The sequence below is a fragment of the Pseudaminobacter soli (ex Zhang et al. 2022) genome (assembly GCF_014595955.1).
Taxonomy (GTDB): domain Bacteria; phylum Pseudomonadota; class Alphaproteobacteria; order Rhizobiales; family Rhizobiaceae; genus Kumtagia; species Kumtagia pseudosoli.
In genome coordinates this window covers 361663-385718 of sequence record NZ_JABVCF010000005.1, presented here as the reverse complement: position 1 = coordinate 385718, position 24056 = coordinate 361663, and the positions used below count along the sequence as shown (strand labels likewise).

At 63.2% G+C, this 24056-nt stretch carries 22 protein-coding genes, 1 tRNA gene and 2 pseudogenes; 7 read left to right on the top strand and 18 right to left on the bottom strand.

The window, feature by feature from the left end; all coding sequences use genetic code 11:
- Together HUI96_RS12215 and HUI96_RS12210 are read right to left on the bottom strand one after the other, a co-directional pair.
- Positions 1 to 77: pseudogene (locus tag HUI96_RS12215) on the bottom strand (GTP-binding protein); the annotation flags it as partial.
- A gap of 157 nt (positions 78 to 234) precedes the next feature.
- Entirely contained in the window at positions 235 to 660 is a 426-nt protein-coding gene (locus HUI96_RS12210) for a TerB family tellurite resistance protein (RefSeq protein WP_188254920.1), read from the bottom strand.
- Positions 661 to 769: 109 nt separating this feature from the next.
- Here HUI96_RS12210 and HUI96_RS12205 point away from each other — a divergent pair, with 109 nt between their 5' ends.
- From HUI96_RS12205 to HUI96_RS12195, 3 genes are all read left to right on the top strand, one after another.
- On the top strand, positions 770 to 1555 hold the full coding sequence (locus HUI96_RS12205) for a TSUP family transporter (RefSeq protein WP_188254945.1): 786 nt from the start codon (positions 770 to 772) through the stop codon (positions 1553 to 1555).
- A 63-nt stretch (positions 1556 to 1618) separates the two neighbouring features.
- Complete coding sequence (locus HUI96_RS12200; RefSeq protein WP_237684091.1) at positions 1619 to 2452, top strand: helix-turn-helix domain-containing protein; 834 nt, start codon at positions 1619 to 1621, stop codon at positions 2450 to 2452.
- A gap of 74 nt (positions 2453 to 2526) precedes the next feature.
- A complete protein-coding gene (locus HUI96_RS12195; protein WP_188254919.1) occupies positions 2527 to 2952 on the top strand; it encodes a VOC family protein in 426 nt (141 codons plus the stop codon).
- Positions 2953 to 2991: 39 nt separating this feature from the next.
- Here the strand turns inward: HUI96_RS12195 and mgtE are convergent, their stop codons facing one another.
- The 3 genes from mgtE to HUI96_RS12180 form a co-directional block, all read right to left on the bottom strand.
- On the bottom strand, positions 2992 to 4410 hold the full coding sequence (mgtE, locus tag HUI96_RS12190) for a magnesium transporter (RefSeq protein ID WP_188254918.1): 1419 nt from the start codon (positions 4408 to 4410) through the stop codon (positions 2992 to 2994).
- 305 nt (positions 4411 to 4715) lie between these two features.
- Complete coding sequence (locus HUI96_RS12185; RefSeq protein WP_188254917.1) at positions 4716 to 6185, bottom strand: cobyric acid synthase; 1470 nt, start codon at positions 6183 to 6185, stop codon at positions 4716 to 4718.
- Positions 6185 to 6796 (bottom strand): dimethylsulfonioproprionate lyase family protein, encoded by a 612-nt coding sequence (locus HUI96_RS12180; protein WP_337918265.1) that lies wholly within the window; start codon positions 6794 to 6796, stop codon positions 6185 to 6187. The genes HUI96_RS12185 and HUI96_RS12180 overlap by 1 nt, the downstream gene beginning before the upstream one ends.
- Before the next feature lie 116 nt (positions 6797 to 6912).
- Between HUI96_RS12180 and HUI96_RS12175 the strand changes: the two genes are divergently transcribed.
- Together HUI96_RS12175 and mmsB are read left to right on the top strand one after the other, a co-directional pair.
- Complete coding sequence (locus HUI96_RS12175; protein ID WP_188254916.1) at positions 6913 to 8085, top strand: isobutyryl-CoA dehydrogenase; 1173 nt, start codon at positions 6913 to 6915, stop codon at positions 8083 to 8085.
- 118 nt (positions 8086 to 8203) lie between these two features.
- Complete coding sequence (gene mmsB, locus HUI96_RS12170) at positions 8204 to 9088, top strand: 3-hydroxyisobutyrate dehydrogenase (RefSeq protein WP_188254915.1); 885 nt, start codon at positions 8204 to 8206, stop codon at positions 9086 to 9088.
- A 269-nt stretch (positions 9089 to 9357) separates the two neighbouring features.
- On the opposite strand, the gene HUI96_RS12165 is transcribed toward mmsB, so the two are convergent.
- The 4 genes from HUI96_RS12165 to HUI96_RS12150 form a co-directional block, all read right to left on the bottom strand.
- Entirely contained in the window at positions 9358 to 9717 is a 360-nt protein-coding gene (locus HUI96_RS12165) for a hypothetical protein (protein WP_188254914.1), read from the bottom strand.
- A 67-nt stretch (positions 9718 to 9784) separates the two neighbouring features.
- Complete coding sequence (locus HUI96_RS12160) at positions 9785 to 10192, bottom strand: carboxymuconolactone decarboxylase family protein (RefSeq protein WP_188254913.1); 408 nt, start codon at positions 10190 to 10192, stop codon at positions 9785 to 9787.
- 50 nt (positions 10193 to 10242) lie between these two features.
- A complete protein-coding gene (locus HUI96_RS12155; RefSeq protein WP_188254912.1) occupies positions 10243 to 11625 on the bottom strand; it encodes an aspartate aminotransferase family protein in 1383 nt (460 codons plus the stop codon).
- A gap of 239 nt (positions 11626 to 11864) precedes the next feature.
- A complete protein-coding gene (locus HUI96_RS12150) occupies positions 11865 to 12170 on the bottom strand; it encodes a hypothetical protein (protein ID WP_188254942.1) in 306 nt (101 codons plus the stop codon).
- Between the two features lie 185 nt (positions 12171 to 12355).
- On the opposite strand from HUI96_RS12150, the gene HUI96_RS12145 reads away from it, so the two are divergent.
- Positions 12356 to 12430 (top strand) — tRNA-Asn (locus HUI96_RS12145).
- Positions 12431 to 12551: 121 nt separating this feature from the next.
- On the opposite strand, the gene HUI96_RS30260 is transcribed toward HUI96_RS12145, so the two are convergent.
- The 8 genes and pseudogenes from HUI96_RS30260 to HUI96_RS12105 form a co-directional block, all read right to left on the bottom strand.
- Entirely contained in the window at positions 12552 to 12689 is a 138-nt protein-coding gene (locus HUI96_RS30260; RefSeq protein ID WP_188254911.1) for an AlpA family phage regulatory protein, read from the bottom strand.
- 190 nt (positions 12690 to 12879) lie between these two features.
- Positions 12880 to 14372, bottom strand: a pseudogene (locus HUI96_RS30255) (AMP-binding protein).
- Positions 14373 to 14433: 61 nt separating this feature from the next.
- Positions 14434 to 15846, bottom strand: coding sequence for an FAD-binding oxidoreductase (locus HUI96_RS12130; protein WP_188254910.1), 1413 nt, complete (start codon positions 15844 to 15846; stop codon positions 14434 to 14436).
- Positions 15847 to 15853: 7 nt separating this feature from the next.
- A complete protein-coding gene (locus HUI96_RS12125) occupies positions 15854 to 17005 on the bottom strand; it encodes an ABC transporter ATP-binding protein (RefSeq protein WP_188254909.1) in 1152 nt (383 codons plus the stop codon).
- A 1-nt stretch (position 17006) separates the two neighbouring features.
- Positions 17007 to 18728, bottom strand: coding sequence for an ABC transporter permease (locus HUI96_RS12120; protein ID WP_188254908.1), 1722 nt, complete (start codon positions 18726 to 18728; stop codon positions 17007 to 17009).
- A gap of 46 nt (positions 18729 to 18774) precedes the next feature.
- Positions 18775 to 19809, bottom strand: coding sequence for an ABC transporter substrate-binding protein (locus HUI96_RS12115; RefSeq protein WP_188254907.1), 1035 nt, complete (start codon positions 19807 to 19809; stop codon positions 18775 to 18777).
- A gap of 94 nt (positions 19810 to 19903) precedes the next feature.
- Positions 19904 to 21157, bottom strand: a complete 1254-nt coding sequence (locus HUI96_RS12110; protein ID WP_188254906.1) for a CaiB/BaiF CoA transferase family protein — start codon at positions 21155 to 21157, stop codon at positions 19904 to 19906.
- A gap of 2 nt (positions 21158 to 21159) precedes the next feature.
- Entirely contained in the window at positions 21160 to 21939 is a 780-nt protein-coding gene (locus HUI96_RS12105) for an enoyl-CoA hydratase/isomerase family protein (RefSeq protein ID WP_188254905.1), read from the bottom strand.
- Positions 21940 to 22081: 142 nt separating this feature from the next.
- Between HUI96_RS12105 and HUI96_RS12100 the strand changes: the two genes are divergently transcribed.
- The gene (locus HUI96_RS12100; RefSeq protein ID WP_273033171.1) at positions 22082 to 22810 is read left to right on the top strand and encodes a GntR family transcriptional regulator; all 729 of its coding nucleotides are present in this window, start codon (positions 22082 to 22084) and stop codon (positions 22808 to 22810) included.
- A gap of 187 nt (positions 22811 to 22997) precedes the next feature.
- On the opposite strand, the gene HUI96_RS12095 is transcribed toward HUI96_RS12100, so the two are convergent.
- Entirely contained in the window at positions 22998 to 23927 is a 930-nt protein-coding gene (locus HUI96_RS12095) for a LysR substrate-binding domain-containing protein (RefSeq protein WP_188254903.1), read from the bottom strand.
- Between the last annotated feature and the right edge of the window lie 129 nt (positions 23928 to 24056).

Below are 24056 nucleotides of genomic sequence, written 5' to 3'. Positions count from 1 at the left end.
GTCTTGCCATGGTCGACATGGCCGATCGTACCAATGTTCACATGCGGCTTCGTACGCTCGAATTTGCTCTTGGCCATTATGCTCCGTCCTTGGCGTCAGCTTATGGGTGCGTCTAGATGCGGGGCCGATTAGCGACAACGCGGCAAAAAGACAAGGGGTTTCGGCTCGCGAGCAGGCTCAAATCCCGCCGTGACGCTCACTTTTGGCGGCGCAGGCGAGCAATCGACGCATCGCCTAGGTGTGCGGCCCAGCGACATCCGACGGCGCGAGGTGCAGCAGGTCGAGCGTGCGCCGGAGCAACCGCATTTCCTTCTCGGCGAGATGGCGGTCTGCCTTGGCGATCTCGGCCATGTGGCGGGCCAGCAGCTTGCGACGCTCGAGGTCGGCATCGCGGAAGATGGAAAGTGCCTGCGCGCCGCTCGTCTCGTAGCCGAAGTCGTTCAGGAACTCGATAACCTCATCGAGGCTGTCCTTGCTGATCCCGAACGCGTCCACGCAGATGCGCCGAAAAGTGTCGAGCTCGCTTGCGCTTACCTCCCCATCCGCTAGGATCATTCGGAAAAGCAGCAGCAGTTCGGCCGACAGCGCAGGGTCCCCGGCGACCTTGCGCACCCCTGGATCGCCTTCGAACAGGGATACCACCCGCGCAAGAAGCCCCATATCGAAATCCCTCCGCTGCACACCTTTGCCTTTCGTAGCTTGAAATCGGCCTTGCGCAAACGGATTCCATGTGGTCGAAACCCGCGCCAACAACGCTGAACCGCCTTCCGTGTTCGAACTCTCACTAGAAATCGTCCTGCTCCTGACTGCGGCGGCCTTCCTGGCCGGCTTTGTCGATTCCATTGCCGGGGGCGGCGGCCTGATCACCGTGCCGGCGCTGCTGATTGCGGGGTTTCCCCCAGTCGAGGCGCTCGGGACCAACAAGCTGCAGGGCCTGTTCGGGTCGGGCTCGGCAACGATCGCCTATGCCAGAGGGGGCCAGGTCGACCTCGCCGCGCAGTTCCCTATTGCCGCGCTGTCGCTCGCCGGCGGGGCTGCCGGAGCGCTGCTGGCCAGCGTGCTTCCGGGCGAGTGGCTGCGCATCGCCCTGCCCTTCGTGCTGGTCGCGATCGCGCTCTACTTCGCGCTGAAGCCCAACATGGACGATGTCGACCGCGCGCGGCGGATGCCGCCCCTGGTTTTCGCGCTGACGATCGTGCCGCTCATCGGCTTCTATGACGGCGTGTTCGGCCCAGGTACGGGGTCGCTCTTCATGCTCGCCTTCGTCAGCCTGGCCGGCTACGGCCTGCTCAAGGCGACGGCGCATACAAAGCTGCTGAACTTCGCCTCCAACGTCGGCGGCTTTGCCGCCTTCTCGCTGGTCGGTGCCGTGTCCTGGAAGATCGGACTGCTGATGGGTGTCGCGCAGTTCGTCGGCGCCCGCGTCGGAGCGGGACTAGCCATCCGCAATGGTGCGAGGATCATAAGGCCGCTTCTGGTCATCACCTGTGTTGCGCTCGCCGCCCGGCTACTCGCCGATCCGACGAATTCGATCAGGACCCATCTCGGCTTTTGAGGCCGCCATCGCGTTTTGACCTCGTCACCACGGCTTGGTAGCTTCGGCCGGTTGGAGAGGCCCATGACAACCTCACTCCCTCTGCCGGCGCCACTTTCGCCCGGCAGCTTCGAAATGTTCGAGTATCATCCGGGTGGCGCCTTGACCGGCGTCGTCAGCCGCATGACCGGCTATCGCGAAAGCTTTCACGGCCACGCTCGGCAAAGGGAGGGCGCTTCCCTCACCATCCCTCTCGTCATCAGCTTCGGCGAGCCGTTCCGGATCGGGCTGGGACGGCACCCGACGATCGAAGACCGGGTAGGCAGCTTCGCCGCCGGGCTGTTCGCCGGGCCGGTGGTGATCGACTCCTTCGGCCAGTCGGATTGCCTTCAGATCGACTTCACGCCGCAGGGCGCGCGGCGCTTCTTCCGCTTTCCCATGCACGAGCTCGCGGGCCGCATGGCGGACCTCGGCGACGTCCTCGGGCCAGAGGGCGCGTCGCTCCGCGAGCGCCTGGCCAACACGGCCAGTTGGAGGAAGCGGTTCGCAATCGCCGAGCACCATGTGGCGCAGCGCATCGCCGAGCCCCTGCCGTCGGGCCTTCGCATTCGCGCCGCCTACGAGCGGATCGAAGGTTCAGGTGGCCGGATTGCCGTGTCGCGCCTAGCCGAGTTCGCTGACTGCAGCCGGAAGCACCTGAACAATGCCTTCCGGGAAGAGATCGGTCTCAGCCCGAAGTCCCTCGCCCGTATCGTCCGATTCCAGCGAACGATGCGGGTCGCAAGATCCACCGATCTCGGCTGGGCGGAGATTGCGGCGGAATGCGGCTATGCCGACCAGGCGCATATGGCCCGCGAATTCCAGGCGCTATCCGACTCGACGCCGTCCGCGTGGCGGAGCAGCTTCAACCTGACGTGAGGTTACATTCCTTCAAGACCGCTCGGATCGCACCTGCCATCCTGCCTCGCATGGAAACCCTGAAGGAGGAACTCATGACACGTCTCGAAAACACCGAAGCACCGCGCATTTTCCCCACCTTCCGTTATCAGGACGCGGCGCGGATGATCGACTGGCTGGTCCAGGCATTCGGGTTCGAGGTCAGGGCCAAGTATATGGACGGCAACAGAGTAGGGCACGCGGAACTCGCCCTCGGTTCGTCGATGATCATGCTCGGTAGCGTACGGGATGATGGCTACGGCCAAATGGTCGGCGAGCCGGGCGCGAATGGCGGCAAGAGCGTCTACATCGCGGTGGACGATGCGGACGTGCTGTGCGAGCGGGCGAGAGCGGCAGGCGCAAGGATCATCGAGGAGCCGGTCGACCGCGACTATGGCAGCCGCGACTTCATCTGCGCAGATCCGGAAGGAAACATCTGGTGCTTCGGTACGTACTGGCCGAAAGCTGGAGAAAGCGCGTAGCTGCGGGTTAAGCGCTCCGGCGGCTGACTGCGGCAGGGCTCAGCCCAGCTTGAGCCACCATGCGGCGAGGCCGAGGAAGGCAAGAAAACCGATCACGTCCGTGATCATCGTCGTGAAAATCGACGATGAGATCGCGGGATCCGCACCAAGCTTGTCAAGCAGCAGCGGGATCAGGATGCCGCCCAGCGCAGCCGCCAGCATGTTGATGATCATGGCCATCGCGATCACGATGCCAAGGTCGAGATTGTGGAACCACACGCCGGCGATCACCCCTATGATCGCGGCGATGACCGCGCCGTTCATCACGCCGACCATGACTTCGCGCCGGATCACGCGGCCGGCATTGTAGATGTCGAGATCGCGCGTCGCGAGCGCGCGGACCGTCACCGTCATGGTCTGCGTGCCGGCATTGCCGCCCAGCGAGGCGACAACCGGCATCAGCGCGGCAAGCGCCACCATCTGCTCGATCGTCGCCCCGAACATGCTGATGATCGAAGCGGAAATGAAGGCAGTGGCGAGGTTGACCAAAAGCCACGGCACGCGCGAGCGCGAGATCGAGGCGACCGTGTCGGAGAGTTCTTCGTCGCCGACGCCGCCCATGCGCAGAAGATCCTCTTCGGCTTCCTCCTGGATGACGTCCACCACGTCGTCGATGGTCAGTACGCCGACAAGGCGGTCGTTTTCGTCGACGACCGCGGCCGACAAGAGGTCGTATTGCTCGAACTCGCGCGCCGCCTCCTCCTGGTCCATCGTGGCGGGGATGGCGTGGCGCGTCTCGTGCATGATGTCTTCGATCTTGACCCCGCGCTTGGTGCGCAGAATCTGGTCGAGGTACACGCTCCCGAGCAGCCTGAAGCTCGGGTCGATGACGAAGATCTGGCTGAACCGGTCAGGCAGGTTCTGGTCTTCACGCATGTAGTCGATGGTCTGTCCGACCGTCCAGAACGGCGGGACCGCGACGAATTCCGTCTGCATGCGCCGCCCGGCCGTCTCTTCCGGGTAGTCCAGCGAACGCCGCAGCCGGATGCGCTCCGTGAACGGCAACTGCGAAAGAATCTCGTCCTGGTCCTCCTGGTCGAGGTCTTCCAGGATGTAGACGGCATCGTCGGAATCGAGTTCCTGCACCGCCTTGGCGATCTCGGCATTGGGCAGGCTCTGGACGATGTCTAGGCGGATTGCCTCATCGACCTCTGTCAACGACGAAAAATCGAAATCCTCGCCGAGCAGCGAGACCAGCAGGCGCCGCTGTTCGGGCAGCAGCGCTTCCAAGAGGTCACCGAGCTCGGACTGGTGGAGGTCGCCGACCTCGCGTCGTAGGGTAAGGACGTCGCGATCGGCGATCGCGGCGGCGACCTGCGCGATGTAGCTCGGGCGAATGACCCCGTCCTCGCCGTAGATGTCGGCCTTGTCGGGCTCATGGCCGGCGCCTTCGGGCGACCTTTTCTCCTGGCCTTCCAATATCCCGCCCTGCGATGTTCGGATTGATCGTGCTGCCCGTTTACGTGCAAGGCACCGGCATTTCAAACGAAATGCTGATGCATGGATGTGGTGCGTCACGCGCCAGCGGCGCGGGGCGATCGCGTTCGGATGCTGTGACGAGCTTGCGTGGCCTGTACCCCCACCCCTCAAGAGAGGGGGACGACTTAACCGCCGTTGCTACCAAAATCGTCAAAGGTTGGCTCAGGCAGCCGTGCCGGCGCGTCCCCTCCTCCTTGAGGGCTTAGGGTGGGGTAATGGCAATTGCGATCTCTGATCCAGTCCCACTAGCGCGCGAGATCGAAGATGGCGTCGCAGTCGAGGTGTTTCTCGAACTGTTCGGCGATCTCGTCCAGTGCGGCCTCGACGTCGGCGCGGTAATTCACCCCGGATCCCTCAATACCCATCGTTTCAAGAAATCTCGCCCGAAAAGCATCCGAACCGAACAGTCCGTGCAGATAGGTCCCAAAAACCTTTCCGTCGGTAGACGTTGCGCCGTCCTCCACCCCGTTGATCATGGCGGCGGGCCGCGCGCAGTCTGGTCCGGTCGTGCGCCCGAGGTGGATTTCATAGCCTGACAGCGGCAGATCGAAGTGCAGCGACCGGGCGTTGACATTGCGCACGGTCTTTTCCGGCGCCATCGTCGTCTCGACTTCGAGAAGCCCCAGCCCTTCGATCTCGCGGACGCTGCCCTCGATCCCATCGGGGTCGCGGATCGTCCGGCCGAGCATCTGGTAGCCGCCGCAGATGCCGACAACGTGCCCTCCCCGCCGGCGATGATCCGCGAGGTCGCGATCCCAGCCGTTCTGGCGCAGCGCGATCAGGTCGCCGATGGTCGACTTCGAACCCGGGATGACGACCAGCCCTGAGTCGGAAGGAATCTTCTCGCCCGGCGGCACGAACACCAGTTCGACCTGAGGCTCGGCCCGGAAGGGGTCGAGGTCGTCGAAATTGGCAATGCGCGGAAGGACCGGCACCGCCACCTTCAGCCGTCCGCCCCGCGCTGCGCTCAGCCGCTCCAGAACGACAGAATCCTCGGCGGGCAGCCTCGCCGCGCCCTTAAGCCAGGGCACCACGCCGAAGCAGCGCCAGCCGGTGAAACGGTTGACGGCCCGGATCCCCTCATCGAAGAGCGTCGCGTCGCCGCGGAACTTGTTGATCAGGAAGCCGGCGATCATGGCGCGGTCCTCATCCGGCAAGATGAGATGCGTGCCGGCGAGCGAGGCGATCACCCCGCCCCTGTCGATGTCGCCCACGAGGATCACCGGCACGTCGGCGCGGGTCGCGAACCCCATATTGGCGATGTCGCGCGGCCTGAGGTTGATCTCGGCCGGCGAGCCCGCGCCTTCGACGATGACGAGATCGGCGTCCTCACCGATCCGCTGCCAGGAGTCGAGAACCGCATCCATCAGTTTCGGTTTCAGCGTCTGATAGTCGCGCGCCTTGGCCTGGCCGTAGAGCCTGCCCTGGACGATGATTTGCGACCCCGTCTCGCTCTGGGGTTTCAGCAGCACCGGGTTCATGTGGACCGACGGCGGCACCCCGCAGGCCAGCGCCTGCAGCCATTGCGCGCGGCCGATCTCCCCGCCGCCCGTCTCGCCTAGCAGGTCCGCCACGGCGGCGTTGTTCGACATGTTCTGCGGCTTGAAGGGGCGTACCTTCATGCCGCGCCGCCGGGCCACCCGGCAGAGGCCTGCGACCAGCACGGTCTTACCAACGTCGGACCCGGTCCCCTGGAGCATCACCGCCCGCGCCATCAGAAGGCCTCCGTCTCTGCCGGTGCGATCACCGAGCGCTGCGCCAACGGTCCGCCGCGCCACAGATAAAGCGCAAGCAGCGGCTCCGAGCCGGTTCGCATGGCGTGGCTGACATTGGAAGGATGATGGATCACCTCACCCGGCTGCCAGCGCAGGAAGGAGCCGTTCCCCTTGCGCCATTCGGCCTCACCGGCGAGCGGGACATAGATCTCCTCCGCGGCATGGTGGTGATCCGGATAGTGGACGCCTGGGCCGAGGATCAGGAAGCCGGCTGCGATCTCTTCGCTTTCGAAGTGGCCGCGCGTCCCGATCAGTTCCAGCCAGCCGTAATTGTCGATGAAATGCTGGCCGAAATCCGCTGCAGTGTAGGTCTGGCCCCACACCAACTGGTCGCGGTGGTCGGCCAGCAGGCGGATCAGGCCGTGCGATTCCGGCGGCGCCGACGCGGCAATCCGGTCGAGATGCGCCAGGCAGTCAAGCGTACGCAGCGCGAGGTCGCGCGCCTGCATAGGCTCGCCGAGCCCTTCGAGGAACCGGCTGGGAACCGGCTCGGAAAGCGCGCCAAGATATTGGCGGAACGCCTGAAGCAGTCTTTCAGGGGCTGTGGTCACTCGGTCCTCTCGCCGATTCTCCCTGCCGCCGGTCGCGGCAAGGCTCGGGTTGCGCGGCGGCATCATTGGTCTAGATTGCCTTCCAAGGCATAGCCAAAAACGTCAGGGAGAACGACATGGACGCCGCAGTCGATCCGGCCGCGACCCAGTTCGACCTCACCGAAGAACAGCGCGCCATCAAGGAGGTCGCGGAGGCTTTCGCGGCCGACCGCGTCGCGCCGCACGCTCTGGAATGGGACCGGACCCGGCATTTCCCGGTGAACGTGATCCGCGAGACCGGGCCTCTCGGCTTCGGCGGCATCTGTGTGCGCGACGATTTCGGCGGCTCCGCATTGAGCCGGCTCGACGCGGTGCTCGTGTTCGAGGCGCTGGCCGGGGCCTGCCCAGGCTTCTCCGCCTTCGTCTCCATCCACAACATGGCGGCATCGATGATCGACCGCTTCGGCAGCGAGGAGCAGCGCCGCCGGTACCTGCCGAATCTCACCTCCATGGAGTGGCTGGCGAGCTACTGCCTCACCGAGCCGGGCTCCGGCTCCGACGCCGCCGCGTTGAAGACGCGGGCCGTGCGCGACGGCGACCATTACGTCGTCAACGGCACAAAACAGTTCATCTCGGGCGCCGGGACCAGCGACCTCTATGTCGTCATGGTGCGCACCGGCGCGGAGGGAGCGAAGGGCATTTCCGCGCTCGTCGTCGAGAAGGACACGCCCGGCCTCTCCTTCGGCGCGCTGGAGGAGAAAATGGGCTGGCACATGCAGCCGACCCGGCAGGTCGTCTTCTCCGACTGCCGCGTGCCTGTCGCGAACCGGCTGGCGGACGAAGGCGCGGGCTTCTCAATCGCCATGGCGGGGCTGGACGGCGGGCGTCTGAACATCGCCGCCTGTTCGCTCGGCGGCGCGCAGGCCGCGCTCGACAAAGCGCTCGGCTACGCCGGCGAGCGGAAGGCGTTCGGCAAGGCCATCCGCGAGTTCCAGGCGCTGCAGTTCAAGTTTGCCGACATGGAGACAGAACTCCAGGCTGCGCGCACCTTCCTCTATGCCGCCGCCGCAAAGCTCGATGCACGCAGCCCGGACGCCGGAAAATGGTCAGCCATGGCGAAGCGCTTCGTCACCGACGTCGGCTTCAACGTCGCCAACGAGGCGCTGCAGATTCATGGCGGCTACGGCTATTTGCACGACTACGGCATCGAGAAGCTGGTGCGGGATCTCAGGGTTCATCAGATCCTCGAGGGCACAAACGAGATCATGCGGCTGATCGTGGCGCGAAGTTTGATAGGCAGTGGGCAGTAGGCAATCGGCAGTCGGGAAGCTTTGGCGTTGCCGCTTCAACAGGGAAACGTCTCCGCCCACCGCATGCCGCTCCCGGAATACCCCTACTGCCTACTGCCGACCCAGGGAGGACCTCACCATGACCACCATCGCATTCATCGGCCTCGGCAACATGGGTAACCCGATGGCCGCGAACCTCGTGAAGGCAGGGCATAGTGTCCATGGCTTCGATCTCCTGCCGGAGAATCTCGCCAAGGCGCGAGACAACGGCGTCACGGTGATGGCCGATGCGGCCGCCGCCGTGCAGGACGCCGAGGTGGTCATCACCATGCTGCCGGCCGGCAAGCATGTGATCTCGGTCTATGAGGATATCGCCCCGAAGGTCGCGCCCGGCGCGCTGATGATCGACAGTTCCACGGTGGACATCGAATCGGCGCGGCGCGCCCATGCGGTCGCCTCGCAACACGGTCTCCCGTCGATCGACGCGCCGGTCTCAGGCGGAACTGCGGGCGCCGCGGCCGGCACGCTGACATTCATGGCCGGCGGCACAAAGGAGGCGTTCGACAGGGCCGAGCCGATCCTGCAGCCCATGGCGGGCCGCATCGTCCATTGCGGCGATGCCGGGGCAGGCCAGGCGGCCAAGATCTGCAACAACATGATCCTCGGCATCTCGATGATCGGTGTCGCCGAAGCGTTCGTGCTCGCGGAAAAGATCGGCCTCTCCCATCAGGCCCTGTTCGACGTCGCCTCCACCTCGTCCGGCCAGTGCTGGTCGCTGACTAGCTACTGCCCGGTTCCGGGGCCGGTCACCGCCTCCCCCGCGAATCGCAACTACAGTCCCGGCTTCGCGGCGGCGCTGATGCTGAAGGATCTCAAGCTGGCGCAGGAGGCGGCGCAAGGATCGGGCGCTTCGACGCCGATGGGGGCGCAGGCCGCGCAGCTCTATTCGCTGTTCGCCGGTCTCGGCCACGCCGGCGACGACTTTTCCGCGATCATCCGCATGCTGCGCGGCGACGTAGGCTGAAGCCCGGAAATCCTCGCGCATTAAGCTTTGGTTAGCCACTCAATAACCGCGCAGTAACAATGTGCAGCTACAAAGGAGCCAGATCGGTCGTCGTAAGCCGCTCTCACGCTCCGGATCAGGTACTTGCGTACCGGAGCAGTCATCTTCGCAGTGTATCGCGTAAGCGAAGTGCCATGCGTATCTTGGCAAGACCGCGTTCCTTCGCGCGAGCGGAGGACGCGGCTTTTGCATTTGCCTGCACGGCTTAAGAACTTGGATGAATTTACCGGCTATTTCGCCCGCAGCCTTCGATAGTTCGCCTTGACCGTGCGGCGGGCCGGCCTCAGCGCCTCATGCATCGCCTTCTCGACAGCAGCACCGCTGAGCAGCGACGGGGTGCGACCCGAAAGCAGTTCGGGCCAGAACATCATGGCCGCGCTGACCATCGATACCTGGGCCGCAAAAACGCCGTCGGCCATCGCCGCGGCTTTCTCGGTAACTGCACGCATTGTCTCCACGCCGAGCGTGCCGTTGCCACTCTGCGCCTCGGCGGCAAGAAGCGGCATGCGCATCCCGATCACCGCCGGAGCCAGCATCAGGTCCGCCGCAACACCTACAGCCCTGCGTGTGCTTTTGCGTGTGCGCGCCATCGGCCCACCCCTCTCCTGCTTCGACTTGCCCAACTAGTGGAGGGTCGCTTCCCTGAAAGCCCGGCCGCTATCGCGGCTCGAACTGCGGATCGACGGGCGGCCGCAACCCATTGGCCAGCCGGTTGGTCTCATTCGCCATGCCGACAACTGCCATCAGTTCCATGAACTGCGCGTCGCTCATGCCCTTGGCCCGTGCCGAGGCCGTATGGGAATAAGTGCAATACTCGCAGCCGTTGGTCGCCGAGACGGCGATGTAGATGAGCTCCTTGGTGAGAGGATCGAGCGCGCCGGGCGCCATCACCTCCCTCACCGATTCCCAGGTGCGCTTGAGCAGGACCGGATCGTGCGCCAGCACCTTCCAGAAATTGTTGATCCAGTCGGTCTTCCGGGTCGCCATGATGTCGTCGTAGACGGCCCGGACTTCGGCGCCTGCGGCTTCGTACTCGACCGGCTCGACCAAAGCTTTGCCTGACATCACGGTCTCCTTGGCAGAATGGGCGGGGCGCAGGGCCCCGCCCCAAAACCTCAGCTTGGCTTGCGCAACTGCGCCTCGGCAAGATCCAGCGCCTTGGCGATCCGCTCGCCGGCGAGATCGATCGTCTCGCGCGTCCACATCAGCGGCGGCGAAAGGATCATCGTGTCGCCGGTGGCGCGCATCATCAGCCCGTTGGCGATCGCATGGTCGCGCACGATCACTGCAGCGCTCCCCGAAGGCAGGAAGCGCTCGCGCGTCTCTCTGTCCTTGACGATCTCGATCGCGCCCATCAGCCCGACGCTGCGGACCTCGCCGACCAGCGGATGGCCGGCAGCCCGCTCGCGCAGCATCTGCGCGAAATAGGGGCCCGTATCCTCGCGCACGCGTTCGACCAGCCCCTCCTTCTCGATGATCTCGAGATTCTTCAGCCCGACCGCGCAGCACACCGGATGTCCCGAATAGGTATAGCCGTGGTGGAACTCGCCACCCTTCTCCTCGAGCGTCTTGGCGATGCGGTCGCTCACCAGCAGGGCCGAGAGCGGCAGGTAGCCCGAGGTCAGCGCCTTGGCGGTCGTAATCGTGTCCGGCTCGATCCCAAAAGTCTCGGCGGCGAACCAGTTGCCGGTACGGCCGTAGCCGGTGATGACCTCGTCCAGCATGAGGAGCACGTCGTACTTGCGGCAGATGCGCTGTACCTCCGGCCAGTAGCTCGCCGGCGGGATTTTTACCCCACCCGCCCCCATCACCGGCTCGCCGATGAAGGCCGCGATCTTGTCCGGGCCAGCTTCGAGGATTGCGTCCTCGACCGCCTTGGCGGCTCTGAGACCGAACTCATGGTCGCTCTCACCCGGCAGCGCCAGTTCGTAGGCATAGGGCATCATCACATGCACGATGTTCGGCACCGCCCCGTGCAACTGGCCGTGCATCGGCTCCATACCGCCCAGCGAGGTGCCGGCGATGGTCGAGCCATGATAGGCGTTCTGGCGCGAGATGATCCGGTTCTTCTCCGGCTTGCCCTCCAGCGCCCAGTAATGCCGAACCAGCCGCAGCGCCGTGTCGTTCGATTCCGAGCCCGACGACCCGAAGAATACCTGGTTGAGGTGCTTTGGAGCGAGCTGCGCGATTTTTTGGGCGAGCAGCCCGGCAGCGGGAGGCGCGCAGCGGAAGAAGGAGTTGTAGTAGGGCAACTCCTTCATCTGCTCGTAGGCGACCTCGGCGAGTTCATTGCGGCCGTAGCCGATGTTCACGCACCAGAGCCCGGCCATACCGTCGAGGATCTGATGGCCCTCGGCGTCGTAGATAAACGGCCCGTCGGCGCGCACGATCATGCGGCTTCCCGCACCGCGAAGGTCCTTGTGGTCTGTGAACGGATGCAGGTGATGTTGCGCATCGATCTGCTGCAACTGCTTCAGCGAATAGTTGTGATAGGTCATGGCTATCCCTCAAAGATCATGGATCGGCCGGCGTGATGGCCGGATACGACTCTGTTCAATGAGGGAGCGTGGGCGGGGAAAAGCCAATGCGTGCGCACAGCCTGAGCATCTCCGTGTGCCGGCTGCGGGGCGACGGCGTCACGGCATGCCAACCATTGGCTGAAGGCATAACACGCATCGTTATTGGATAGCTTAAGCCAGGGAGGGCTTCAACTGCGGCGCCTTAGCGCCTTCAGTCGCTACCGCATCCCCTTCCCGGTCAGGCCGCTCGCCTTCGAACGGCTCCGCCTTCGCCCCCACCAGACGGAGCCGCGCCGCCGCCACCGCCTCATGCGCGAAAACTCATATGAGAGCACGAGCAGGCCGAGAGGAATCATCCAGAAGCCCAGGATCGGCAGGAAGCCAAGCATTCCGCCAATCACCAGCAGGACTCCGATGGTGATGCGCAGACCGCGCGATTCGGGCAGATGGAAGTGCCGCCCCCCCACCCTCACCTTGCGTCGCGGCCTCGGCACCTCGCCCTGCGGCCCTGCCGCTTCCGCCATCGGCAGCTCCGCTGCGAGCGGCTGGGAATGCGGCACGCCCGGGCCGTTTACATGCTTCATTCGTCGATCCGTTTCCATTGCGCCGCACATAGGCATTGGACAGAAGCAAAAAAATGTCTGGCGGCGCTTTGCAAAGCCAAAAGGTGTTTGCTATAGGCAGCCGCGACGCTGATCCGAGCTTCTGTTCCCCGGTAGCTCAGCGGTAGAGCAACCGGCTGTTAACCGGTTGGTCGCTGGTTCGAATCCGGCCCGGGGAGCCACTCTATTTTTCCAAGCTTAGCCAAAGACTTACGATCCTCTCCGGAGATGGCCCCGCGTCGGCGCGCGGGGTCTGGGCAATATCGGGCACGGCTCGCGGATCGGGGCGCATGGCCATTATTCTCAGGCTCCTTGCCTCCGCGCCCGCCTTTCATCCCATGCCCGAATCTTTTCCTCGATCCACGCTTCGATTTCATCCTCGACGAAGGCGACGCGGTTGCCGCCCAGTTTGACGGTCAAGGGGAACTTGCCGACTCTCATTCGTCAGCGAACTCGCTGAGATGGACTCTGCGCGCCCAGTTGAAGATCGACCGTGAGCGCGAAATCAGCGTTCTTGGCGAGCGCGATCGCGCGACTCTCATGCCGGAAAGCTCCATCGACCAGAGATTAACCGGCTGCGGGCTGAGCCCACCCGTCGGTGTGGCGATCCGGGCCACCCTTGCCCACGACTTCAAAAAGCGGAACAGGGCGAATCGCCGGTGCGGCGCTCTTCAGCGACAAATAGATGCGCGAAGCGTGCCGCAAGCGCGGCTTTCTGAATCTTGCCAATCGTGTTTCGCGGCAATTCATCGATGAAGATGACGCGCTTGGGCGTTTTGAATTTTGCGAGTCGAAGCGCAAGACGTGCGATGAGGTCGGATTCGGAGGGCCTGCTTTTTAGCTCGCTCGCGACCACAACTGCCACAACGGCCTCGCCGAAATCCGGGTGTGGAACGCCGATCACCGCGGCTTCCGAGACACTGGGCAGAGCGTTGATCTCGGTCTCGATCTCCTTGGGATAGACATTCAGCCCGCCGGAGATGATCAAATCCTTGCCGCGACCGATGATCGCTACCCGGCCCTCATCGTCCATCGTGGCAAGATCGCCGGTGATGAAGAAGCCATCCTTGCGAAATTCCTCTGCCGTCTTTTCGGGTAGGCGCCAGTAGCCCTTAAACGCGTTCGGCCCACACACTTCGATCGTGCCGATTTCGCCAGAATTTAGCGTTGCGCCCGTCTTGTCAGCGATGCGGAGCGCAACACCCGGCAGGGAGAAGCCCACCGTGCAAGGCACGCGTTCCCGCATCATAAGGGTTGGAGGTGATCATACCGCATTCGGTCATGCCGTAACGCTCGAGGATCTTATGTCCGGCGCCTCCTCGAATTGCACGTGGGTCTGCGGCAGGAGCGGCGCGGAACCTGAAATGAAGACACGGGTGCCGCGGCATAGCTCCGGTGTCAGCAGTCCGGTATCCAGAAGCCGCGTAAAGTATGTCGGGAACCCATCATAACAGTCACGTCGGGGAAGCGCGGCGATCACGTCACCGGCGTTGAAGTTCTCATGCCAAAGGATGCGCGCGGAGGTCAGAAAGGCTGTATTCAGGGCGACGAACAGCCCGTGGGTATGAAAGATGGGAAGAGCGTGCAGCAGAACGTCGCCGTCGTGCATACGCCAGATATCACAAAGGGCGAGTGCATTGGAGCCGAGATTTCGGTGTGTGATCATCGCTCCTTTCGACCGACCTGTTGTGCCCGAGGTGTAAAGAAGGGCGGCGACATCGTCCGGGCCTTGAGCGCAATCTCGCGCAGCGGGGGAGAGCTTGCCGCCATTGCACTCAGCGAGCCGACGCCCTCGGCGTCGAGAGTAGCGACGCTCGCGACGCCGTTCCGGGCGGCAATCGCCTCCGCTATTCCTTGCACCGCAGGATCGGCGACGATCAGCGCCGGCTCCGCATCGGATACGAAGAACTCCAGTTCAGCCGGAGTGTATGCCGTGTTGAGTGGCTGATAGACGACACCCAGTTTCAGGGCACCAAGATAGAGGGCGACATTGGCCAGTGACTTGCTGACCTGGACGGTCACACGGTCGCCTGTGCGTACACCCAAGCCTGCGAGCGCACCGGCATATGCAGAAGAAAGCTCTGCGATTTCTCCATAGCTGACTGTGCTTCCGTCCCCCAATATAAAGGCCGTACGATCGAGCCGAAGCGGGTCTCCAACAGTTTATAGAAATTGTTGTTCTCACTCATTGCGCTACCCGACCTTCGAGTGTGACAGGCCCGGTCACGTCGATAACCTTGCCAGGGTTGAGGATATTCGCGGGGTCAAGCGTCGTCTTCAGCCGCCGCATGAGGGCGAGTTCCTCGGGGCTTCTCGAGTGACGCAGAAACCGCTTCTTGGTAATGCCGATCCCATGTTCAGCTGAAATGGCGCCTCCATGGGCGGCGATCAGCCCATAGACGAGTTCATCGATCAGCGGCTTCATCTCAGGGTCCGGGACGCCTGTTGTCAGATGGAGGTTGCCGTCGCCGAGATGACCCATGATGTGGAGACCGCGATTCTGAGGCGCTTTCGCCTGAAGCTCGCGGCGAACCGCCTCCGCAAAGGACTCCATTGCATCAATAGGTAACGACAGATCGTAATCCACCAGCGTCCCAAAGAGCCGGATCTCTGCGTCAAAGTTCTCCCGGATATTCCAGATTTCCCGCCGCTCCCGTTCCGATTGGGCGACGACCGCATCCCGTGCACCGCCCCTTTCAAATGCGCTCGCGATCAGCGTCTCAAAGCGCTGCCTGTCGAAGGAAGGATCGAATCCCTCCGCTTCGCAGATGACGTAATAGGCGTGACCTCGCGCGAGTGGCGCGGTGCCGACGCCCTGCTCCCCGGTGTTGAAGTCGAAAAACTCCCCCCACATGATCTCGAAGGACGACAGGGTTCCGGCGAGTTGGGCGCGCAGCGCGCCGAGGAGCGCGGCCGCCGCGCCAAAATCATCGAAGGCGAGGAGCGCCGTGTCGGCTCCGGCCGGAAGAGGATGGAGGTGCAGCACGGCTCTCGTGATGACGCCGAGCGTTCCTTCCGAGCCGATGAAGAACTGCTTCAGATCGTAGCCGGTGTTGTCCTTCGTAAAGGGCGTGAGGTGACTGACAACAGTCCCATCAGAGAGCACCGCCTCCAGCCCTGCGACCTGGCTACGCGCCGTCCCGTAGCGGAGAGCCTGCAGGCCCCCAGCGTTCATGGCGAGTGCCCCGCCAAGGCTGGCGCTGCCGCGCGCCCCGAAATCCAGCCCGAAGCGAAGTCCGGCCACTTCCGCGCGCTCCTGTATGCGCTGGATCGTGGCTCCGGCTTCCGCCATCACCGTTGCGGATCTTGCATCTGGATCGGCAATGCCGTTCAGCCGCTCCAGCGAGAGCAGGATCTCGTCGCCGGCGGCCTGGGTGCCCTGGACGAGATTGGTGCGGCCGCCCTCTGGGATCACCTTCTGGCCGCGCGCGTTGCAGAGCGCCAGAACGCGGGAGACCTCGGCGACGTTTCCCGGGCGGACAAGAGCGCGTGCCCGCGTCGGCTCCTTTGTCCAGAAGTCGCGCGGCCTACCTGCGAGTTCGTCTCGCGACAGGACATGCGCGCCGCCGATCAACCCGGCGATCTCCTCGAGCACCATGGCGTTCTTATTCCACCGCCGCCATCTGACGCGGATCGATCCGCAGCCATACAGGAACTCCCACCTCAAGCATCTGCGCAGGGGGCGCACTGATCCGGAGCGCGGCGTCGCCCCCCGCGGGTTGCACCAGATAGTCCCAGGAATCGCCGAGATATGTGCGCTGTATGAGGGCGCCCGTAACGCTCACCTGCCCGTCGGAGGAGTTTGGCGGTGTCGACCTGATCTCGATGCTCTGCGGTCGCAGCGAGAAGGTGATGGTTCCGTTCGTGTTTGTGAGGCGGCCTGCGCCAAAGAGGGCCTTCCTGATCGCGAAGCCGTTGAAGACGATTTCATCCGGTGCAACCGTTCCGGTGATCAGATTGGTGCGGCCGATGAATTCCGCCACGAACCGGGTCTTGGGCTCATTGTAGATCGAATAGGGTCGGTCGATCTGCTCGATCCTGCCGTTCTTCATGACAGCGATCCGGTCTGAGGTGACCATCGCCTCGCTCTGGTCGTGCGTGACATAGACTGTGGTGAAGCGGAAAGCGTCGTGCAGCCGTCTGATCTCGAAGCGCATCTCCTCCCGTAGAGCCGCGTCGAGGTTGGACAGCGGCTCGTCAAGGAGGAGGACGCGCGGCTGGATGACCATGGCGCGCGCGAGGGCGACGCGCTGCTGCTGACCGCCGGAAAGTTCGCCCGGATAGCGGTCGGCGAGTTCGGCGAGCTTGACCAGTTCCAGCATGTCCCGGACCTTCTTGGCGATCGTGGCCCGGGACATGCTCCTGAGCTTCAGGCCAAAGGCCACGTTCTCGGCGACGGTCATATTCGGCCAGACCGCATAACTCTGGAAAATCATCGACATCTGCCGCCGCTCCGGGGGCACCGTCATGCCGGGCGACGAGATCGTCTGGCCGTCCATCTCGATCCGCCCGGCTGTCGGTGGGAGAAAGCCGGCCAGCATGCGCAGCATCGTCGTCTTTCCGCACCCCGATGGGCCAAGGAGCGACACGAGTTCTCCCGGCTGGATGTCAAGAGAGACGCCGTCTACGGCCATCATAGCGCCGAAGCCGCGTCGCACATCGATGAGACGCAACGTGGAGGCGATCGGCCGCTGCGACGAGACATCGTCCCCTGACGCCTCCTGGTTCGTATCGGCTCGGAATGGTCTCGCCGGCATTTCAGGACCTCTTCAGGATGATGTCGCGGCCAAGTAGCCTGTAGCTGATCGCCACGATAAGGACGGTCGTCACGAGCAGAATCACGCCGAGCGCCGCCATTGCCTCGAAATTCCCGTCCTCGCTCAGATCGAGAAGCATGACGGGGAGGACACGCGTATTGGGAGAGACGAGGAAGATCGCCGTGCTTAACTCGCGCATCGCCGGAATAAGCACCAGGATCCAGGATCCCGCGAGGCTTTTCTTGAGCAGTGGCCCCAGCACCTTTGTCAGCGCGGTCACGCGACTGCCCCCGAGGATCCGGACCGCTTCCTCCATTTCCGGGTTGATGCTACGCAGCGCCGCGACCGAGTTGGCGAAGGCGACGGGCAGAAAGCGCGCCGTATAGGCGAGGACGAGGATGGCCGCGGTCCCGTAGAGCGACAGAGGCGGGCTCGTATAGGCGATATAGAAGCCGACCGCGAGGACAATGCCGGGGATGACGAACGGCGTCATGGCGAGCATCGCAAGCGCACCGCCGAAGGGGACAAGCTTCCGGTTCAGGATGTAAGCGATCGTCAGGCCCAGAGCGACGGCGAGCGTGGCTGCCGAGGCGGCGTAGAAGAAGGTGTTCGCTATCGTCTGCGCCGAGCTTGGGTGCTCGAACAGCACATAGGCGAAGTTGTGGAGGGTGAAATTCGTCCAGGACAATCCCTTGCCCCAAGCCGTGCTGAAGGCGGCCTGGCTGAGCGCCGCGAAGGGAAGGAACACAGCAAGCGAGCAGATCAGCAGGCAATAGCCGAGCAGCGCCCATCGCCAGCGCCCGGTTACAATGAGACGACGCTGGCTGGTCTTGCCGGTGAGAGCCACATAGCCGCGGCGTCCAAGGACAAGGCGCTGCAGTCCGAAGAGCAAGCAGGTGATGGCGATCAGCGGGATAGAGTAGGCGGCAGCGGCCTCGACGCGCACCGGAAACTCGAAGAACTGCCAGAGTTGCAGCGTCATCACGTTGATTCGCGCCGGCAGTGCGATGATGGCCGGCGTACCGAAAAGCGCGATCGTATCGAGGAACGTGATGATGGCGCCTGCGGAGATGGCGGGCAAGATCAGTGGCAGGGTCACTTTCAGCGAGGTCCGCAGTGTTCCCGCGCCGAGGATGTTGGCTGCGTCCTCCATCTCTGAGGAGAGGAGGTCGAGCGAGTCGGACGCAAAGACGAAGATGTAGGGAAAGCTGTAGAGCGTGGTGACAAAGACCAGGCCGGAAAAGCTGAAGATGTTGATTATGCCGGAGGAACTGCCGGTCAGGCCCATCCACACCTGGTTCAGCCAGCCGGCGTTCGGCCCGGCGAGGAGTATCCAGCCGACAGCGCCGAGATAGGATGGCGTTATGAAGGCCCCGAGCACGACGCCGCGCACGAGTCCCTTGCACGGCATGTCGGTCCGCGAAACTGCCCAGGCCATCGGCAAGGCGACGATGATCGCAAGAGCGGTGACGCCAACCCCGTAGAGAATGGAGTTGGCGAAGGCGCGCAGGCTTCGAACCGAGCCGAAGGCGATTGCGTAGTTCTCCAGGACAAGGCTGCCGTCCGCTGGATCCTGGAAGCTCGTGATGACGATCCGCAGAATCGGATTCGCCACCAGGAACAGGAGCAGCGCGACAGTGAGAACGGCGAGGGCCTTCCACAACAGGGATCCGCGCAGCCACGCAGCAGTCGAGACCGGACGGATATCATGCGCAGGCATCATGCTGGTTCGGCCCCCAGGTGCAATTCAGGCGAGGTGACGGTCCGACCTACATGCCGAAGGTATCGCGCCACTTTTCCCGATTGCCGGCGACCTTCGCCGCAACGTCTCCCGGCGTCGGCGCGATCACACTGAGGTCATCAAGCGCTTTCGCTCCCGAAGACGGCGGCACGTCGGGCCGGATCGAAGGCAGGAAGCCTTCCACGGCGATTTTCATAACGTCCTCGCTGAGCAGGAACTCCATGAACAGCTTCGCCGCGTTTGGGCTTTTCGCGTTCTTCAGGACGGCGGAGGGAAACTTCACGGCCACGGCGCCGTCGGAAGGATAGATGACGCCGACGGGGTTGCCCTTCGCGGCGCTCTGCAAGGCCGTGCTCGGATCGCCAATCCCGACGAGGCGTTCACCGGAATTCAGAAGCGTCACCGCGTCATCGATTGAGCGTCCGATCTGCGGATCCGTCTTGGCCAGTTTCTCGAAGAAATCCCAGCCGTATTTGTCGGCCATTGCAACGGTCCAGACTCCCATCATGCCGCTATAATTCGGGTCGCCATAGGCACCCTTGCCGGCCCATTCTGCATTCGTCAGGTCGGTCCAGTTCTTCGGCGCATCCGCTTCACCGATCTTGTCGGTGTTGTAGACAATGCCAATCAGGCTCACCAGCGTTGTGGTGTAGTAGCCTTCCGGATCGAGGTTGCGATATTCGGCAACGATCTCGCTCTCGTTCGCCGGCGTGTAGGCTTCGAGAGCTCCCATTTCCTTCAGTTGCGGAAACTGGCTGACATCCGTGGAACTGAACACGTCTGCGAGCGGCTGGCCGGCCTTGATCTCGAGAAGCAGCCGCTGAAACGAAACCTGCGCCGTCGCTTTGATGCCGTTTACCGCGATCCCGGGGTACCTTTCCGAGAAGGCGTTGCTGATGACCGCGGCCATGTTCTGATCGAACTGGGCAGTATACCAGGTTAGGCTGCCCTCTTGCTTGGCTGCCTCGTACAGCGCCTTTTCTTTTTCCGCGTCCATCGCAAGAGCGGCGGTCGATATGCCGAGTGCGGAGATCGCCGCCGCGAGAGCCATTACGATTTTCATGCTGTTTCCTCCCAGAACAAGATGTGACGCGCATTGCGCCCATCGGGTGAATGGACGGTTGTCCCGTCTCTTTTGGCTATTGTGTCAGTCCCCTTCACTCAGCGCCCGTCAGGACGTCGCCGGCTGCAGACAGTCTCGAGATCTCTGCCTCGCTGAACCCATGCTGCAACATCACTTCTATCGTATGCTGGCCGTAGTCCGGTGCGGCTCGACGGATATCTACCGGCGTATCAGAGAACTTGACCGGGAATCCGATCGTCGGAACGGCTCCGCGTCGCGGATGCTCAAGCGTCGGGACCATCTGCCGTGCAATGACCTGTGGATCCCGGTGCATCTCTGGCACGGTCATGATCGGGCCGGCAGGCACCCCGATCGCCTGGAGCGCGGCGAGCCAGTCCGCGGTGGTGCGGGAACGGAAGACCGGCTCCAGGACGGAATCGAGCGCCGCCTTGTTCGCCATCCGGCTTGCATTGTCGGCGAAGCGCGGATCCTCGCCGACACCAGGGCAGCCGCATTCGGCGGCAAGACGGCGCCAGTTCGCCTCGCTCGCTGCACCCAGAGTGATCCACCCGTCGGACGTGCGATATGCCTGATAGGGCGCGCTGAGGGGATGGGCGGAACCGAGCGGGCCCGGGCAGCTTCCGGTCGCAAAGGCCATCGCCGAATGCCAATAGGTGAAGATGACGCCAGCCTCTAGCAGCGAGGTGTCGACGAACTGCCCTCGCCCGGTTCTTTGCCGTGCGAAGAGCGCGGCAGTAACGCCCATCGCCGCCAGCACGCCCGCGGCGATGTCGGTAATGGGTGGCCCGACCTTGACGGGTGCGCGACTGTCCTCAGCCCCGGTAATACTCATCAGGCCGGTCATGCCCTGCGCGACTAGGTCGAAGCCTCCCCGCTCCGCATAAGGGCCGGAACGGCCGAACCCGGACACCGCGCAATAGACAAGCCGCGGAAATTCCGTTTTGAGGTCATCCCATCCGAGGCCTAGCTTGGCCATCGTGTCGTGGCGGTAGTTCTCGATGAGAACATCGGCCGTCTTCAGAAGCCGGCGCAGCACCGCTCGTCCGGCGGGCGTCTTCAGATTGATGGCAACGCCGCGCTTATTGCGGTTCATCATCATGAAGGCATGCGAGGATGGATCGTCTGCTTCGCCCGGTACCGTGTCGCGCCGGATATCATCGCCGCCAGGCACCTTTTCCACCTTGATGACGTCGGCGCCCATGTCGGCAAGCATGCGCGCACATGTCGGGCCAGCCATGACGTGCGCAAGTTCGATCACCTTGACGCCCTGAAGCGGGCCGCCTGTCGCAGCCTCGGACGCCTCGCGCCCTTCCGGGAGATCACTCATGGTCATCGGCCGACGAAGACGGGGCTACGCTTTTCATTGAAGGCGGCCGTCCCTTCCAGGTAATCGTGCGTGTCGTAGCAAAGGTAGGCTTCGCCGAGTTCCTCTTCGGAAAGCGGCGTTGGATCGGCCAGCCGGCGGACGAACGCCTTATGCCAGCGATTCGATAGCGGGGCTGAGGAAAGGATTCGGGCGACCGTCCGGTCGACCTCCTCATCGAATTTGTCGGGTTCCACGACGCGGGTGACGAGACCTAGCCGCAGTGCTTCGTCCGCCCCGAAGATTCGTCCCTCCAGCAGGATCTCAAGCGCCTTGCTTCGACCGACGACTTCGCACAGCACCGACAATTCGGCGAAATCAAGCGTCAGACCAAGCCGGTTGGGCGGTATCCCGAACCGGCTGTCAGGTGAGCAGATCCGGATGTCGCACATGATCGCGAGTTCCAGCCCCCCTCCGATGCAGACGCCCCGGATCGCCGCGACGGTTGGGTGTCGGCAGCCATAGAGGTGACGGAACGGTCCCGATGTCCTTTCCGCATATTCGCGCGCCTGGGCGGAGCCCATGCGGTCAGCGCCGAACTCGCCGATATCGCTGCCGGCGCAGAAGGCACGCTCGCCTGCGCCGCGCAGAAGGACGCAGCGAATGGCGTCATCCTCGGAGAGCCTCCGCATCGTTTCTCCGAGCTCCGCGTACATGCCGAGCGTAAAGGCGTTGTGCTTTTCGGGCCGGTTGAAGGTGACGGTAGCGAGCGGGCCGCGTCGCTCAACCTGGATTTCATCCGTCATACGCCGCTCCCCGCCGCTGTCCCGAACGTTAACCAGTATTCCTGTCGCTAGAAATTACATAATTACAGAATTACGACAAGCGGAAATCGCAGCCCGCGGCGCCCGGTTGCTCCGGGCGAGAATCAGTGCGAGATGAAGGCCTATGCGACAACGCCGGCCAACACTTCTGCGCTTAGACGGGCGGCCGGCCCTGGTGCGCCGCTCGCTGCATGACGAAGTCACTGAGCTCTTGCGAGACCGCATCGTCGGAGGCTCGATGGCTCCAGGCGCATTCATCAACGAGTTGGAACTCGTGGAGCAACTCGGCATTTCGCGGACCCCGATCCGGGAGGCACTGAAGGTCCTCGCAGTCGAAGGGCTGGTGACCATCATCCCGGACCGGGGCAGCTATGTCGCAAGCCTCACCCCCGAGGAGGCACGCGCTCTGATCGAGGTTCTGGCCGAACTGGAGGGATTTGCGGCGGGACTCGCCTGCGAGCGGGCCGACCGCGACGATGTGATCGCCCTGAAGCGCCTGCAGGAGGACGCGGCGACCGCCTTCGCCGCGAGTGATAAGTTGGCCTATTCCAAATTCAATCAGGACCTGCATGCACGAATCGTGGAGAGCGCCCACAATACATTCTTGAGCGACACCCATCGCGCCTATACCGCGCGGCTTCGGCGCGTGCGTTATCTGGGAACGCCGACCCGCCCCGAGTGGGAAGAGGCCGTGCGCGAGCACGCCGAGATCGTGGCGGCGATCGAGGAAGGGAATGCGCCGAGAGCGAGGCAACTCCTCACGGGCCACATCTCGCGAATATGGCCGACGGTGCGGAGTGTGCTCTCGGAGCCGGTCCCGCCTGTATCAGCGCCGCCCCCTGATGGTCCCTGACGAGACTGTCGCCTGACGTCTGTAATTTGCTTGAGGCCCGGGTTTGAATCCCCCCACCCGCAAACCCTTGAACTGACAAAGCAGTGGCGCGTTGCCACCCGTTTTCGACTGAAACCTTGAGAACCTCATGTGAGCAGTCGCCCTTACAGCAGCCGCCACCCTGGTGTAGTTAGAACGAGTCCGGCCCCTATGGTCTGCCGCATAGATTTCGGGCGGAGAGCGAAGCCACGATTGCTTCGGTGCTTTTGACGATTGCCTCAACAAAATGGGCCGCAGGGAGGCCCTTTCTCGTCGGTTGCGGCTGCCAGATCTTGAGATAGTACGGAATTGGCTGGGCCAGGGGACGTACCGCTATTTGCGGCCCCTCGAAAGCCAGAGCCGTCAGCGGATTTACGATGGACACTCCGATATCGGCGGCCACCAGGGTTCCAATCGATGTGGCGGTGGTTGTCTCGATCAGCAGACGCCGGCTGCTTTTCGCGGCTTCGAACTGTTCGTCAACCTGACGCCGATAGGAATCTTCTTCCGAATAATAGATGAAATCATGACCATCGAAATGCTCGGCCTGAAGCACGCTGTGCTTGGCCAAGATATGTGAGCGCGGCATGATGCAGAGAAGATCTCCAGCGTAGAGGCTGAGGATGGAGCTCGAATTCCCGTCAATATTCCCTTCGACGATAGCTAGATCGAAGAATTTGCTGAGCAGATCGCGCGTCAGGGCAGTCTCTTCGAGAGAGTGTATCTTGATCGCCGAGTTCGGAAATCCTTCGCGAAAACGTTTGATCACCGAAGGCAAGAGGGCGTGTGCGAATGCTGGCAAGCAAGCCACGGTGACGCGCTCAAGCCGGTCCCCCTGGATGGTCAGGGCGGCACGCGCAATTTCGTTGATGCTGACAAAGGAGCGTTGGACAATGACATTGAGGGCGACCGCTTGCGGGGTCGCTTCCAGGCGCCGGTTCTCTCGATGGAAGAGGTTGAAGCCAAGCGTCGCCTCGAGGCCCTTCAGTTCCCGGCTTATCGTCGGCTGCGAGGAATAGAGCTGGGCGGCTGTTTCGGTCACATTCAGCGTGTGCATCAAGGATTGAAAAATCTCGAGCTGCCGATGGGTCAGTCGCATGTTCTGCCTGAAGAATGGAACCTGTCGCGACTGACATATCAGAAATGGTTTAACCGCGCATTAGAACGAATTTGACGGCATGCTTCAAAATCGTATTGTCCAGCCTCGCGAAGACCGCAACCAACATCA